This is a genomic window from Pseudomonas sp. LRP2-20, from assembly GCF_024349685.1.
Lineage (GTDB): Bacteria > Pseudomonadota > Gammaproteobacteria > Pseudomonadales > Pseudomonadaceae > Aquipseudomonas.
Genome location: NZ_AP025944.1, coordinates 478,462 through 493,717, shown reverse-complemented (window position 1 = coordinate 493,717; position 15,256 = coordinate 478,462). Strand labels below are relative to the sequence as shown.

12 protein-coding genes are annotated in these 15,256 nt (G+C 64.9%); 3 read left to right on the top strand and 9 right to left on the bottom strand.

What is annotated here, in order from left to right:
• Positions 1–6: 6 nt before the first annotated feature.
• On the bottom strand, positions 7–558 hold the full coding sequence (locus tag OCX61_RS02050; protein ID WP_261942399.1) for a cytochrome b: 552 nt from the start codon (positions 556–558) through the stop codon (positions 7–9).
• 263 nt (positions 559–821) lie between these two features.
• Positions 822–2,600: a flavin monoamine oxidase family protein gene (locus OCX61_RS02045; RefSeq protein WP_261942398.1), complete on the bottom strand. Its 1,779-nt coding sequence runs from the start codon at positions 2,598–2,600 to the stop codon at positions 822–824.
• A gap of 212 nt (positions 2,601–2,812) precedes the next feature.
• On the opposite strand from OCX61_RS02045, the gene OCX61_RS02040 reads away from it, so the two are divergent.
• From OCX61_RS02040 to OCX61_RS02030, 3 genes are all read left to right on the top strand, one after another.
• Positions 2,813–3,304, top strand: a complete 492-nt coding sequence (locus OCX61_RS02040) for a hypothetical protein (RefSeq protein WP_261942397.1) — start codon at positions 2,813–2,815, stop codon at positions 3,302–3,304.
• A gap of 79 nt (positions 3,305–3,383) precedes the next feature.
• Positions 3,384–4,790: an adenosylmethionine--8-amino-7-oxononanoate transaminase gene (locus OCX61_RS02035; protein WP_261942396.1), complete on the top strand. Its 1,407-nt coding sequence runs from the start codon at positions 3,384–3,386 to the stop codon at positions 4,788–4,790.
• A gap of 101 nt (positions 4,791–4,891) precedes the next feature.
• Complete coding sequence (locus OCX61_RS02030) at positions 4,892–5,614, top strand: 16S rRNA (uracil(1498)-N(3))-methyltransferase (protein WP_261942395.1); 723 nt, start codon at positions 4,892–4,894, stop codon at positions 5,612–5,614.
• 8 nt (positions 5,615–5,622) lie between these two features.
• On the opposite strand, the gene trhA is transcribed toward OCX61_RS02030, so the two are convergent.
• The 7 genes from trhA to OCX61_RS01995 all read right to left on the bottom strand — a co-directional run bounded on the left by trhA (position 5,623) and on the right by OCX61_RS01995 (position 15,200).
• On the bottom strand, positions 5,623–6,240 hold the full coding sequence (gene trhA / locus OCX61_RS02025) for a PAQR family membrane homeostasis protein TrhA (protein WP_085676688.1): 618 nt from the start codon (positions 6,238–6,240) through the stop codon (positions 5,623–5,625).
• A gap of 158 nt (positions 6,241–6,398) precedes the next feature.
• Complete coding sequence (locus OCX61_RS02020; protein ID WP_261942394.1) at positions 6,399–6,872, bottom strand: chemotaxis protein CheW; 474 nt, start codon at positions 6,870–6,872, stop codon at positions 6,399–6,401.
• On the bottom strand, positions 6,865–11,754 hold the full coding sequence (locus OCX61_RS02015; RefSeq protein WP_261942393.1) for a hybrid sensor histidine kinase/response regulator: 4,890 nt from the start codon (positions 11,752–11,754) through the stop codon (positions 6,865–6,867). Before OCX61_RS02015 ends, OCX61_RS02020 begins: the two co-directional genes overlap by 8 nt.
• A gap of 9 nt (positions 11,755–11,763) precedes the next feature.
• Positions 11,764–13,788: a methyl-accepting chemotaxis protein gene (locus tag OCX61_RS02010; protein WP_261944258.1), complete on the bottom strand. Its 2,025-nt coding sequence runs from the start codon at positions 13,786–13,788 to the stop codon at positions 11,764–11,766.
• Positions 13,789–13,835: 47 nt separating this feature from the next.
• Positions 13,836–14,390 carry a chemotaxis protein CheW gene (locus OCX61_RS02005; protein WP_008094837.1) on the bottom strand — a complete coding sequence of 185 codons (555 nt, stop codon included), beginning with the start codon at positions 14,388–14,390 and terminating at the stop codon, positions 13,836–13,838.
• The gene (gene pilH / locus OCX61_RS02000; RefSeq protein WP_261942392.1) at positions 14,387–14,752 is read right to left on the bottom strand and encodes a twitching motility response regulator PilH; all 366 of its coding nucleotides are present in this window, start codon (positions 14,750–14,752) and stop codon (positions 14,387–14,389) included. Before pilH ends, OCX61_RS02005 begins: the two co-directional genes overlap by 4 nt.
• 46 nt (positions 14,753–14,798) lie before the next feature.
• The gene (locus OCX61_RS01995) at positions 14,799–15,200 is read right to left on the bottom strand and encodes a response regulator (protein ID WP_060509720.1); all 402 of its coding nucleotides are present in this window, start codon (positions 15,198–15,200) and stop codon (positions 14,799–14,801) included.
• Positions 15,201–15,256 lie beyond the last annotated feature (56 nt).

The following is a 15,256-nucleotide window of genomic DNA, read 5'->3' as shown; positions in this document are numbered from 1 at the left end:
TGAGTGTCAAGCTTTGCGGCCCAGCATGCGGGTCAGGGTCGCGTCACGGTCGATGAAATGGTGTTTCAAGGCGGCCAGGGCGTGCAGCACGGCGAAGATCACCAGGCCCCAGGCCAGCCACAGATGAATCACGCCAGCCAGGTCTGCCTGGTCGGGCAGGTCGCTGATCAGCGCCGGTACTTCGAACAGGCCGAAGACCGGAATGCCGACACCGTCGGCAGTAGAGATCAGGTAACCGGCGATCATCACCGCGAACAGGCCCAGGTAAAGCGCCAGGTGGCCCAGTTTGGCCGCCACGCGGGTGAACGCCCCATGGTTGGCCGGTGCCGGAGGAGGTGGGCTGATGAAGCGCCAGACCACCCGCAGCAACATGACCGCCAGCAGCACCAGGCCGATACTCTTGTGCAGATCGGGACCGGCCTTGCGCCAAGGATCGTAGTAGCCGAGATCGACCATCCACAGGCCCAGGCCGAACAGGCCGAAGACTGCCAGTGCAACGCCCCAGTGCAGGACGATGCTGACCACGCCATAGCGAGAAGGTGAATTGCGCAGTTGCATGATGACGTGATTCCCCGTGAAAGCTGTGCACAGACTAGCGCGTAACGTATCGAATAAAAGCTTAAAAAATTGCTTTGGATTATCGAGAAATCCGATGATTAGTCTGCAAGTTGGCTATTAAGGAAACATTAACGATAGCTGGAGAGTTTAGGGTTGCCAGGGCTGGCCTCATCGCGGGCAAGCCCCGCTCCCACAGCTACTGCGCATGCCTGGAGGGGTACGCAGTGTGGGGCGGGTTTGCCGCGAAGAGGCCGGTGCGGGAATCAACCGGCCTTGGCCTGGTTATCGGTCACAGGCTTTTTGGCAGGCGCGGACTTGACCGTGGCCTTTTTGGTATCGACCGCTTTATGCGCCTGCTTGGCCGCAGGTTTGGCCGCGGGCTTGTGCGCTGGCGCATGCTTGGCCGGTGCTGCCTTGGTAGCGGCAGGCTTGGCCGGTTCTTCCTTGGCCACCTCTGCAGGCGCAGGGGCAGCAGGGGCAGTTGCAGGAGCCGGTGCCGGTACTGGTACGACTTCCTCGGTCTTGGCAACCGGTGCAGCCTTCACTTCGGGCTTGTCACCACCACCGAACAGGCGCGAGAAGAACCCGCCGCTATCCTTCTTCGCCACCGCGGCGCCCGCCGTTGCCGCTGCCGCGACGGTTGCGGCCTTGGCCGGGTCGAACGACTTGCCGGCCAGCAGGTCCTGCACCTGGCTGGCGGCACGCTGACCGCTGCGCAGGGCGCCTTCGAGGGTACCTGGGTACAGCGCATCGGTGTGCTCACCGGCAAAGGTGATGCGCTGCACCGGGCGCTCCCACAGGCGCCAGTACTTGCTGATCTGCCCTGGGCCGTAGGCCAGGTAGGCGCCACCGGTACCGGCGTCGACACTGTAGCGCTTGACTTCGTAACCGGTGAAGGCGCCACGGGCCTGCGGATAGAACGCATGCAGGCGGATCAGCACCTGGTCGACCATCTGCTTGTCGCCGAAGGCCTGCAGCAGGCGCGCGTTGTCACCCGACAGGTTGATCACCACGTTGGCACCGCCCTTGAGCGCCGGCTCGATCCACAGCATGCCGAGGCCGGCGTTGCTGAAGATCTCGCCCGACATACGCGCGCGGCTTTCCCATACCGGCTGCTTGAACTTCAGCATCAGCTGGTCGCGCCAGCCATAGTTGGTGCCCTTGAGCGCTGCCACGTGCTGGGTGTCCAGGCCAGGAGTCATCTGGATCTTGGCCAGCGCCCGCAGAGGCACCGCCATCACCAGGTAATCGGCCTTGTAGTCCGTGCTGCCGACCTTGACGGTGACGCCATCCTTGTCCTGCACGATCGCCGTCACTGGCGAGCTGGTCTTGATGGTCTTCAGCTGCTTGACGAAAGCCTGGGCCAGCACCGGGCTGCCGCCAGGCAGGCGCGCGGCACGCAGGTCGCGGTCACTGACGCCACGGTAGACGCGGTTCTGCTGGGCGAAGTAGAGCAGCGACAGGCGCGATGGCTCGTCATAGCGGGTGCGGATCTGCTGGTTGATCAGCTGACGCGCGGTGGTCGGCAATTGCAGCTTGTCGAGCCAGGTGGACACGTTCATCTGGTCGAGGGCGAACAGGGTGCTGTTCGCCTGCGGGTTGAGCGGGTCATCGATCGAACGGGCCAGGTCGTCGAGGGTCTTCTCGTAACGCTTGAGCGCTTCGGCGGTGACCGGTTGCTTGGTGGTCAGGTCAGTGGCGCTGAAGTACTCACCGTCGATCAGGTAGCCCGGGGTACGCACGAACTCGGGTGCGGGCAGGGTTTCAAGCTTGAAACGGTCGAGGTACTGGTTCAGCACCGGCTGGGCCTTGGCATTGCCGATCCACTCGCTGGTGGCCAGGCCAGAACGGCCGCCCATGCCGGGTTTGGCCTCCAGCAGGGTGACCTGCCAGCCCTTGTTCTGCAGCTCATAGGCTGCGGTCAGGCCCGCCAGGCCGCCACCCACCACGATTGCCGAAGGTGTCTTGTCCTTTGCCAGCGCGGCGCCGCTGGACACACCGATCAATACCAACGCGCACAGGCGCACCCAAGCAGCAGCCATGTCGGCGAACTCCGAGTTGAAATTGCAGGGATGGGAAGAGGCGGGAATGCCCCGAGAGTCGATGCGCTAAGAATACGTCAGGTATCCGGACCCTGCCAGCACAGCGACATCAAGTGCCTTTGGCAACTGGCATTTTTGTCAGTAGCCAGGCTTCTGTCCATTAGGTGAAGCTGCCGAACGCGGCTGAAAAAACCGACAAAAGGAGCAGCAGCATGACCTATGAGGAGCATTTCGCAAAAGTAGAGAGGCAGTTCCTGTATCACAACCAGACAATTATCACTCCTTCAGGCCTGAAGATCCGTTGCAACAGCACGTCATGGACCGGTTTGCATGAAGCCTTCAAAGGCGATGACGGCACCGAACTGGTAATCGGCGAGCACAGCGACGTGGAGATCGCCTTCGATCAGGAAGTCGAAAGGCTGCAGCTGGAGTATTACGTCGTCAGCGACCAGCATTACGACGATGTGCAGATGCTGCTGGATACCGACGGCTACGATATGGACTTGGCAGCTCCGGTACCACGCAACTTCTACTGGCTTACCCTCTCCGGCAGCGGCTATACCGACTTCAGACTGGGCCCGATTTCCACACAGCCCTATTATCAGGTCATCGACGGGCCGTTCCGACGCCTGACCATTTCCACTTCACAGGCCGGCACCGTTCACATCCGCAAGCTGGAATGGACGCGCACCTGCCGCCATTGACCACTAGCGGTTGTCCTGCCCCCTGGCTTTGCTTAGGCTTACGCGGTCAAAGCAGGCAGTAAAGCCAGGAGAAGTGCCCATGGGCCTCAACGATCATTGGATGCAACGCGACCTCAAGGTCCTGTGGCACCCCTGCACCCAGATGAAAGACCACGAGCAGCTGCCGCTGATCCCGATCAAGCGTGGCGAGGGCGTATGGCTCGAGGACTTCGACGGCAAGCGCTACCTGGATGCCGTGAGCAGCTGGTGGGTCAACGTGTTCGGCCACGCCAACCCGCGCATCAACCAGCGCATCAAGGACCAGGTCGACCAGCTGGAGCACGTGATTCTCGCCGGTTTCAGCCACCAGCCGGTGATCGAGCTGTCCGAGCGCCTGGTGGCCATGACCCCGGCCGGCCTGGACCGGGTGTTCTATGCCGACAACGGCTCGTCATGCATCGAAGTGGCGCTGAAGATGAGCTTCCACTATTGGCAGAACATCGGCAAACCAGCGAAAAAGCGCTTCGTCACCCTGACCAACAGCTACCACGGCGAAACCATTGCCGCGATGTCCGTGGGTGACGTGCCGCTGTTCACCGAAACCTACAAGGCGCTGCTGCTCGACACCATCAAGGTGCCAAGCCCGGACTGCTACCTGCGCCCCGAAGGCATGGGCTGGGAAGAGCACTCGCGCAACATGTTCGCCGCCATGGAGCAGACCCTGGCCGAGCACCACGAAACCCTCTCGGCGGTGATCATCGAGCCGCTGATCCAGGGTGCCGGTGGCATGCGCATGTATCACCCGGTGTACCTCAAGCTGCTGCGCGAAGCCTGCGACCGCTATGACGTGCACCTGATCCACGACGAGATCGCCGTCGGTTTCGGCCGCACCGGCACCATGTTCGCCTGTGAACAGGCCGGCATCCGCCCGGATTTCCTCTGCCTGTCCAAGGCCCTCACCGGTGGCTACCTGCCGCTGGCCGCCTGCCTGACCACCGACAAGGTGTACCAAGCCTTCTACGACGATTACCCGACCCTGCGCGCGTTCCTTCACTCGCACAGCTACACCGGCAACCCGCTGGCCTGCGCCGCCGCCCTGGCGACACTGGACATCTTCGAGCAGGACAACGTGATCGAGGCCAACAAGGCCCTGGCCACGCGCATGGCCAGCGCCACCGCGCACCTGGCCGATCATGCCCACGTCGCCGAAATCCGCCAGACTGGCATGGCCCTGGCCATCGAGATGGTCCAGGACAAGGCCACCAATGCCGCCTACCCGTGGCAGGAGCGTCGTGGCCTGAAGGTGTTCGAGCACGCCCTGACCCGCGGCGCCCTGCTGCGCCCGCTGGGCAGCGTGGTGTACTTCCTGCCGCCGTATGTGATTACTCCGGAGCAGATCGACTTTCTCGCCGAAGTGGCCAGCGAAGGCATCGACATCGCCACCCGCGACAGCGTCAGCGTCGCCGTACCAGCCAACTTTCACCCCGACTTCCGCGACCCGGGCTAATCGCCGCACCTCCTTCCTTGTGGGAGCAGGCTTGCCCGCGAACGAGGGGCAAAGCCCGCTCCCACAGGGGATCTGCGTACAACCCTATACCGAGCTGAACCATGAGACTGTCCCGCTTCTTCATCGACGCCCCCCTGAGCCTTGGCGAGCACGACCTGCCCGAAGCCCAGGCCCACTACATTGGCCGTGTCCTGCGCATGGCCCCCGGCGACGCCGTGCAACTGTTCGACGGCAGCGGCCAGGAATACCTCGGCCAGTTGCTCGAAGTCGGCAAGAAGACGGTCCGCGTCAGCCTCGAGCAGGCTCTTGCCGGCCAACCAGACTCACCGCTGCACGTCCACCTCGGCCAGGGTCTGTCCCGCGGCGAGCGCATGGACTGGGCGATCCAGAAGGCCACCGAGCTGGGCGCCCAGGCAATCACGCCGATCGTCAGCGAACGCTGTGAAGTGCGCCTGAAAGACGAACGCGCCGACAAGCGCCTGGCCCATTGGCGCCAGGTGACGATCAGTGCCTGTGAACAATGCGGCCGTTCGACCTTGCCGGTCATTCATCCGCCCGTGACACTGGCCGAATGGCTGAAGGCCACCGAAGCCGACCTCAAACTTGTCCTGCACCCAGTCGCCGAGCCACTGACCAGCCATGACAAGCCAGCGACGCTGGCCTTCCTGATCGGCCCGGAAGGGGGGCTGAGCGAGACGGAGGTCGAACAGGCCAAGGCCGCTGGCTTCCACGCTGCACGCCTCGGGCCGCGGGTCCTGCGCACCGAGACCGCCCCCGTGGTGGCGCTGTCGGTGGCCCAGCAGTTGTGGGGTGATTTTTCGTAAACAAAAAGCTAACGCACGTACAGCGACACCGCCACGAAGTGCATCAGGCTGCCGGCAATCACGAACAGGTGCCAGATGCCATGCCAGTGGCGGAAGCGGCTGTCGAAGGCGAAGAAGATGATCCCCACGGTGTAGAACACGCCGCCGGCCGCCAGCCAGGTGAAGCCGGCAGTGCCTAGGCTGTTCAGCAGTGGCTTGACCGCTACCAGCACGATCCAGCCCATCACCGCATAGATGATGATCGACAGGATGCGCGCCTCCGAGCGCGGTTTGATTTCCTGCAGCATGCCGATCACCGCCAGCCCCCAGACCACGCCGAACAGGCTCCAGCCCCAGGGTCCGCGCAAGCTGACCAGGCAGAACGGGGTGTAGCTGCCGGCGATCAGCAGGTAGATCGACAGGTGGTCGAGCTTGCGCATGATCACCTTCGCCCGCCCACGGGTGCTGTGGTAAAGGGTGGAGATGCTGTAGAGCAACAGCAAGGTGCTGCCGTAGATGGAGAAACTGACGATCTTCCAGGGGTCGCCCTGCAGGCCCGCGACGACGATCAGCCAGATGGCACCGATGCAGGCCAGGACAGCACCGACCAGGTGGGTCCAGGCATTGAAGCGTTCACCGTAGTACATGCAAACACAGACCTCCTGAAGCGGGCTGGGTTCCTGAACAAGCCTGTTCCGGCCTCTTCGCGGGTGAACCCGCTCCCACAGGTATTGCACAGGCCGTGAATCCTGCGGTGAACCTGTGGGAGCGGGTTTACCCGCGAAGAGGCCATCAGCCTTGCATCCTAGCCAAACACAGGTTGCAGTTCAGCGTCACGCACCAATCTTTCCAGCCCGGCCAGGTCCGGCACCCGTGCCACCTGTTCGCCCACCTGCACGGCGGCCAGTTCCAGGCTGCCCAGCGGCACATCCACGTAGTTGAGCTGGCTGTCGAGCTTGCACGAGCGCGGGATGTCCTGCAGCAGCACTGCCAGGTAGCGCAAACCGGTATCCCCCAAGGCATTCAGCACCACGATCCGCGCCCTTTCACCACACGGCGTCTCACCGCCACAGGCCGCTTCGAAGCCGATCAACGGCAAATGCTGCTGACGCCAGTCGATCCAGCCCAGGTGCCAGGCCGGATCACCCGGGTCGCACACCAGGTTACGTTGGCCGATCAACTCGACCACGGCAACGTTGGGCAATACCAAGGTACGGTCGCCCAACGGCAGCAGCAGGCCAGTGAGGCTGCTGCGTTGCCCTGCAATCAGTTCAAGCATGGGTATCACTCCAGCGGGCGATGCTCTGCAGCAGCACCGACTCCTGATAGGGTTTGCCCAGGTAATCGTTGACGCCAATGGCCATGGCCCGGTCGCGGTGTTTCTGCCCGGTGCGCGACGTGATCATGATGATCGGCAGGTCTTTCAGGCGCTCGTCACGGCGAATACGGGTGGCCACTTCGAACCCGTCCATGCGCGGCATCTCGATGTCCAGCAACAGCACGTCCGGGCGGTGCTCTTCCAGCAGGGCCATGGCATCGACTCCATCCTTGGCGGTCAACACGCTCATGCCATGGCGTTCCAGCAGGCGGCTGGTGACCTTGCGCACGGTGACCGAGTCGTCCACCACCATCACCAGCGTGGCCCGTCGCGGTGCCGGGCCGAACAAGGTGCGTTGCACGCCGCTGCCACCGGGCAGACGCGCCAGCCGCCGCTGCTGGCCGCGCAGCTGGCCCAGCAGGTCGAGGATCAGCACCACCCGGCCATCACCGAGCAAGGTCGCCCCCGACAAGCCCGCCACGGCCGCGAATTGCGGGCCGAGGCTCTTCACCACGATCTCGCGGCTGGGCGACAGGCTGTCCACCTGGATGGCGAACGACTGCTCCTGGGAATGCACCAGCAACACCGGCAGCGGCACGCTCTGCCCCAGCAGCACGGGGCGTGGCAGCCCCTGCAGCAGCTCGCCCAGGTAGCGCAACGCGTACTCGTGGCCGCCATACACATAACGCGGGGCATCCAGCTGGTAGCAGGCGGCCAGTTCGGCCGGTGGTACACGTACGATGCCCTCGATGGTGTTGAGCGGAATGGCGTACTGTTCTTCGCCCAGGTGCACCATCAAGGCCCGGTTGATCGACACGGTGAACGGCAGGCGGATCAGGAACCGCGCCCCCTTGCCCTGGGCCGATTCGATGGTCATCGCCCCCCCCAGCTGCTTGACCTCTTCGTGCACCACGTCCATGCCCAGGCCGCGCCCGGAAATCTGGGTGATCTTCTCTGCCGTGGAAAAGCCCGGGCGCAGGATGAACTGCAGGATCTCGTGATCGCTCAGTTGCGCTTGCGGGTCCAGCAGGCCGCGCTTGATCGCCTTGCGCCGTACCGCCTCCAATGGCACGCCGGCGCCGTCGTCGATCATCTCTATGACAATGTCGGCGCCTTCGTGCAGCAAGTTCAGGTGAATGGTGCCCTGTTCCGGCTTGCCTGCAGCCAGGCGTGCCTCACGCGACTCCAGGCCATGGTCGACGGCATTGCGCAGCATATGCTCCAGTGGCGCGACCATGCGCTCGAGCACGCTACGGTCGAGCTCGCCCTCGGCGTTGCCGACCACCAGCTCGACTTGCTTGCCCAGCTCGCTGGCCACCTGGCGCACTACCCGCTGCAAGCGCGGTACCAGGCGTTCGAACGGCACCATCAGGGTCGCGGTCAGGCCCTCCTGCAACTGGCTGTTCACCCGCGCCTGTTGCTGCAGCAGGCTGTAGGCCTCCTGGGCGCGCTGGGTAAGGGTTTCCTTGAGGTCGAGCAGGTCGGAGGCCGACTCGAACAGTGCTCGCGACAACTGCTGCAGCTGCGAGTGGCGGTCCATCTCCAGCGGGTCGAAATCTTCGTAGGCATCCCCCTCGAACGCCTGCCGGCTGCTGATCCGCCCCTGGGTCTCGATATCCAGGCGCAGCAGCTGGTCGCGCATGCGCTCCAGGGTGGTTTCCATCTCGTTGAGGGCGAACTGGGCGTCGTTGACCTGCTGTTCGATACGTCCACGAATGACCGAATGCTCACCGGCCAGGTTACCCAGATCGTCGAGCAGCTCGGCGTCGACCTTGACCATGTCGCCCGTCGCCCGCTCCGGTGCCGCTGCCGGTATTTCGGCAGGTGCGGTGTCGGTCGGGGCCTGGCCGGCCGCGCTGTCGGTCAACGCGGCGCTGCTGAAGTTGCGGATGTAATCGATCAGCGCGGTAGCGGCGTGCAGCGGCTGGCCAAGGCGCGCGGCATCGAGCATGTGCGCCAGGCGGTCATGGCAGTTCTGCAGCAGCGCGAACAACGGCCCGCTCGGCGGCAGGCGCCCTGCGGCGAGCAGCTCGTAGAGGAATTCCAGTTCATGGGCCAGGTCGCCGATGGCGCTGATCTCGACCATGCGCGCACCACCCTTGAGGGTGTGCAGGTCGCGCAACAGGTTCTCTACCTCGACGCTGCTGCGCGGGTCGGCCTGCCAGCGCGCCAGGGCGGCGGCGGCACTTTCGACAATGTCCGAGCTTTCTTCGAGGAAGACTTCCAGCAGCTCCTTGTCGCCCGGGCTGTCGGGTTCATCATCCTGCTCCAGTGAGCCAGACAGCGGCGTCACCGCGTCAGGGCTGACCAAGCCGGTAGCATCCGGAGCCAGTGCGCCATCCAACAGTTCACGCAGGGCGTCGACGCAGTCAGGCCGCGGGCTGAGCTCCTGCCCGGCCGCCACTTCGTCGAGCATGTCCAACAGGGCTTCATGGGCTTGCTGGGCAACGGCGAAGAAACGCGGGCTGGCGCCCAGGCTGCCCTCTTCCACGGCGCCGTAGAGGTCAAGCAGCGCCTCGCAGACGGCATCCATCTGCCACAGATCGGCCAAATGCGCGGCGTGACCAAGGCTGGTCAGCTCATCGAGCAAGGTATCCAGCGGTTCGCGTTGCCCGGGCTGCTGTTGCCAGCGCGACAGCAGCGACTCGGCATCCAGCAGGATGTCCATGGCCTGGGCCAGGAAACTGGCAATCAGCTGCGGATCACGCTTGCCATGGCGGCTGTGCTGGGGCTCGGCATGCAGGCTGGCCAGACGCAGATCCACTGCTTCACCAACCTGCTCGATCAGTTGGGCCGCACCCGCAATGGCTGCCAACGGCGTACTGCCAAGCTGCGCCAAGCCCTGCAGGAACAGGCCATGGGCTGTTTGCAGCCAATGCAGCTCCGCCGCCTGCAACGGCAGCTGGTGCCCCCGGTACTCGCGCACCAGGCGGTCGAAGGCGGTGGCCAGCTCGGCGATCGGCATGACCCCGGCCATGGCGGCGCTGCCCTTGAGGGTGTGCAAGGCGCGTTGCAGGCTGTCGCTGACTTCGCTGCCCTGGCCATCGGCGCTCCGCAGAAAGCCTTCCAGGCTGGCCAGGTGACCCTGTGCTTCATTGCGGAAGATGTCCAGCAGCTGCGGGTCGAGGCCATCGATGTCGGCGCTGACCGGGGTGTCGTTCTCGGCCAGGGCGTGCAGGTGGCTCGCCAGTTGTTCGATCTCGGTCAATTGCGGCAACTGGCCAGCTGCAAAGTCGGCCAGCAGGTCCGGTAGGTGGACGAACACCTGCTGCAGCGCCACCGCGCCCTCCGGGGTCAGGGCGATGCGCCCCTCCAGCACCCGGTTGAGCAGGTGCTCACCGCCCCAGGCCAGCTCGGCCACCGCTTGCGCATGAACCATGCGCCCACTGCCCTTGAGCGTATGCAGGTCACGACGCACTTCTACCAAGGCGTCGCGCAGGCTGTTGTCGGCGCGCCAGCGCAGCCAGTGCCGTTCGATCTCCGGTAGCAATTCGCCGGCTTCTTCGAGGAACACCTCACGCAATTCATCATCGATGCCATCGCTGCCATCCTGCGCCTCGGACGGGCCCGCATGGGTGCACTGGACACCCAGCCTGGTCAGGCTGGCACGGGCCATGTCGAGGAACGGTTGCGCATCGGCCAGCGGGTCGGCGACCCGCCACTGCAAGTAGCACTCGGCGGCACTGAGGGCCTCGGCCAGGTGGGTCAGTTCGTCCGCCGGGGGCTCCACCTCCAGGTGCTGCAGCCAGCCCTGCACATAGCCCGCGCAGCCGGCAAACACCTCGGCGGCCGCCGGCAGCATCAGCATTGCCAACGCGCCGTACACTTGCTGCAACAGCCCCGGCAGTGGCTGCAGGCGCTGGCGCGGCCAGCCGGACTCCAGGCAATCGCCGATCAGGTCCTTGGCCTGCTGCAGCACGGACAGTGATTCGTGCAGCACCAGCTGGCGAATCTCGGCCAGGTCGGAGCCGGGCAGGCCGCCCTGCCCGCCTTCCTCCAGGGGCAGGACCATGCCGTTGAGCGTGGCCTCCACATACAACAGGGCACCGGCCACATCCATCAATACCGCATCGTCCACCGCGCGCTCACCCTGGGCCAGGGCCTGCAGCGCCAGCACCTGGTCGATGATCACCCGGCGCGGTTGCTGGAAGCCCAGCACTGCCAGGGTATCGGCAACATGGCGCAACGGCGCGAGCAACGCCTCCAGGTCTTCGCTGTGCTGGCGGTCGCCGCGCACGAACTGGTCCAGGCGCTCCTTGATCCGCATCAGGTCGTCGCACAGGGCGCTGATCACCGAGCGCAGGGCATCACGCCCCGGCCCGGCCTGCATCTGTTCCCGCCAGTTGCCCAGTGACAAGTCGAGGTTGGCCAGGTCATCAGAACCGGCAAAGCGCTGCGCGGCGCCGCTGATCAGGCTGCCCTGGGCCAAGGGCTCGACGCCACGGCAGGCGCGCAGCTGGTTGAGCAACGGCAGCATCACCAGTGGCAGGTCATGGCGTGCACCGCGCAACCGCTCCAGATAGGAGGGCAGTTGCTCCAGGCCCCGGAACAGGGGCCCCAGGCAGTCACCCCGCGGGCTTACCTGGCCCTCGGCCAAGGCCTTGGCCAGCAGCTCCAGTTCCTCGGCCAGGCGCGTGGCGCCGCGCAGCTCGAGCATGCGCAGGCACCCATGCACCTGATGCAGGTTATCCACGACGAAAGCCAGCATCGACAAGTCGTCGGTCTCGCCGGCAAAGCGCTCCAGGGCCTGACGGGCCTGGCTCAGGCAATCGAAGATGGCGGCCCGGGTCCAGGCCAGGGCCACGGTATCGTGGCGCTCGGGGCTTACGGCGGCAGAAGCCATGGATATTCCTCAGCTTCGCTCGGCCGGAGCCGGCAGGGTGAACCCGGAGACCGAGCGGCGCATCTCGCTGGCCATGCGCGCCAGGTGGCGGATGCTGTCGGCGGTGGCACCAGAGCCGGCGGAAGTCTGCGCGGTGATCTGCTGGATTACCGCCATGGTGTGGGAAATCTGCCCCGCCGAGGAGGTCTGCAACTGGGCAGCATCCGAGATGCTGTGGATAAGTTCGGCGAGGTTCTGCGATACGCCTTCGATCTCGGCCAACGCCACGCCGGCATCCTGGGCCAGGCGCGCACCGCGCACCACCTCGGCGGTGGTCTGCTCCATGGAGATCACCGCCTCGTTGGTATCGGCCTGGATGGTCCGCACCAGCGCTTCGATCTGCCGGGTCGCCGAGGACGAGCGCTCGGCCAGGCGCTGCACTTCGTCGGCGACCACGGCAAAGCCGCGGCCGGCTTCACCCGCCAGCGAGGCCTGAATCGCCGCATTGAGGGCGAGAATGTTGGTCTGGTCAGCAATGTCGTCGATCAGGCTGACGATGTCGCCGATTTCCTGGGAAGACTCGCCCAGGCGCTTGATCCGCTTGGCGGTGTCCTGGATCTGCTCGCGGATGTTGTCCATGCCGTTGATGGTGTTGTGCACCACCTCGTTGCCCTTGTTGGCGATTGCCACCGAACGCTCGGCGACCTTGGCCGACTCATAGGCGTGGGCGGAAACCCGGTCGATCGACTCGACCATGTCGCCGACCGCCTCCGACGCCTCGCTGATCTGCTCGGCCTGGTGCTCCGAAGCCTTAGCCAGCTGGCGCGCGGTGTTCTGCGTGTCCTGCACGGCAGCGGCGACCTGCTCGGCGCTGTGGTTGATGGTGGCCACCAGGTCGCGCAGCTGGTCGACCGAGTAGTTGATCGAGTCGGCGATGGCGCCGGTGAAGTCTTCGGTCACCGACACGGTGACGGTCAGGTCGCCGTCGGCCAGCTCTTCGATTTCATCGAGCAGGCGCATGATCGCCTGCTGGTTGCGTTCGTTCTTTTCCGCGGTTTCCTGCAACTGGCGGTGGGTGGTGCGGACCATCACCAGGCCGATCAGGATGATCGAAGCCAGCGCCAGCAGGCCCAGCGCGTAACCCCCGACGGTATCCAGGGTGCGGCCACTGGCCAGGTTCTCGAAACCGTTGGCCAGGTGCGAGGCTTCATCGAGCAAGGTCTGCGACAGGCTGAAGATGTTGCCGGCCGCTTCGCGTACGCGGAACAGTTCAGGCGAGGTCTCGAGGATTTCATCGACCGAACCTGCCACGAACTGGAACAGTTCGGCGATTTCCGCCAGGCGCGCGCGGGCGTCAGCGTCCTCGACGCGGGTCACCTGGATCGCCGGGTTGCCGCCCAGCATGCCCTCGAGCACCTGTCCGAAGCGGCTGGCATCGCGGCCGAAGGTATCGGCCGCCTGCGCCGCCGTGTCGTCGCCGGCCAGTACCGTGTTGACCGAACCGAGAATGCGCTCGGCCAGCAGCAGTTGGCGCTGGGCCACCACCACCTGGTTGGCCGGGGCACCGCTCTGCAGCAGGATCTCGACCACCTTCTCGTATTCGACCTGCAGCTGCGGCACGGTTTCGGCGAGGGTTGCCGCCACCTGGTGCAGCGACAGCACGGTCTGTTCGCTGGCCAGAATGGTATCGGTGTTCTTGCGCAGGTTGTCCCAGTCCTGGCGCACGGCTTCCATTTCATCGCGGACCGCGGGCGGTGCCGCAGGCAGGCCGGTGGACTTGTCGCCTTCGCGCAGGTAGCCCCAGCGCCGCTCGAAATCGTTGCGCGCATCCGACAGCAGCTTGAACGCCAGGGCCTTGCCCGCCGCGGCCTCGGTGGCGTTCTTGGCGATGCGCTGGGACAGCACCCGCAGCTCGCCGGCGTGGCCGATGTACTGCTTGTCGTGATTGGCCTGGGTATTGAGGTAGGCGAAGTTGGCGAACAGCAGGATGATCGACAGGATCAGGATCACGAACAGCACGGTAATCTGCACGATGCTGCGCGTGCGTGGGGTCATGCTGGCGGGGGGGACGGGTGTGGCCGGCTTGTTCACGTTCGAAAGTCCTATAGCGCCACGTCAAGAAAACCCGGCGCCTGGGCCAGGGCGAAGGGGCTGAAGATCGCCCAGTTGCGTTCACGCGGGAAGTGCCCCTGCACGAAGCGGGCAGCCGCCCGCAGCAGCGGTTGCGGTGGCGACAGTTCCAGGCTGCTCAGGGCGAAATGCTGCAGACCCAGCACCTCGTCGACCAGCAGGCCGACGAACAGGTCTTCGTGGTCCAGCACCAGCACCCGCCGCTGTTTGCCTGGCGCGGCAGGGCCAAGGCCGAAGAAACTGCTCAGGTCCATCACCGGCAACAACCGGCCGCGCAGGTTGGCTACGCCACACACCCACGGTTGCACGCCCGGCACGCGGCTGCTGCGCGGCTCGCGCAGCACCTCGGCGACCTCGCCCATGGGCGCGACGAACCACTGCCCGGCGATGCGAAAACCGATGCCACTCCATTGCTGCAGGCGAGTGTCCTGCGGCGGCTGGTCGGCCACCAGCAGGCGACAGCGCCGGTCGATGTCCAGCAACAGCTCGAAGGCGGTCAGCGACGCGCCCTGCGGGCGGGTGGTCAAGCGCCCAGTACTTCTTTGAGCTTGGCGATCAGCGCGTCTTCTTCCACCGGTTTGGTCAGGAAGTCACGGGCGCCCTGGCGCGTGGCCCAGATACGGTCGGTTTCCTGGTCCTTGGTGGTCACCACCAGCACGGGGATGGCGCTGGTTTCCGGGTCCTTGCTCAGCTGGCGGGTAGCCTGGAAGCCGTTCATGCCGGGCATGACGATGTCCATCAGCACCGCGTCGGGCTTTTCCTGGCGGGCCAGGGCCACGCCGTCGGCCCCGTTGCTGGCCTTGAACACCTGGTGACCGTGCTTTTCCAGCCATTCGGTCAGTCTGTACATCTCTGTCGGCGAGTCGTCGACAATCAGAACTCGGGCCATGCTGTTTCCCCATCAGGAAATTGAAGGCCGCGCCTGCGCGGCGCGGTCAAGGTGCGGGTTGTTCGGGCGCGGCGAAACCGGGCACATGGGCCCTGATCGCGTCGAGCAGTTCTTCCTTGCTGAATGGTTTGGTCAGGAACTGGTCAGAACCGACCACCCGGCCGCGGGCCTTGTCGAACAGGCCATCGCGAGATGACAGGAGAATCACCGGGATGTCCTTGAAGGCACTGTTGTGCTTGATCACCGCACAGGTCTGATAACCATCCAGGCGAGGCATCAGCACGTCGACGAAGATGATCTGCGGCTGGTGGTCGATGATCTTGGCCAGGGCATCGAAACCGTCACTGGCAGTGATCACCTCGCAGCCCGCTTCGCCGAGCAACATCTGCGCGGTGCGGCGGATCGTGCGGGAATCGTCGATCACCATCACCTTCAGGGGCTGTTCCATAAGTTGCGCTACCATCGCTGCACTGTGTGGGCCGCAAGCCACTGATGGCTTGCAGC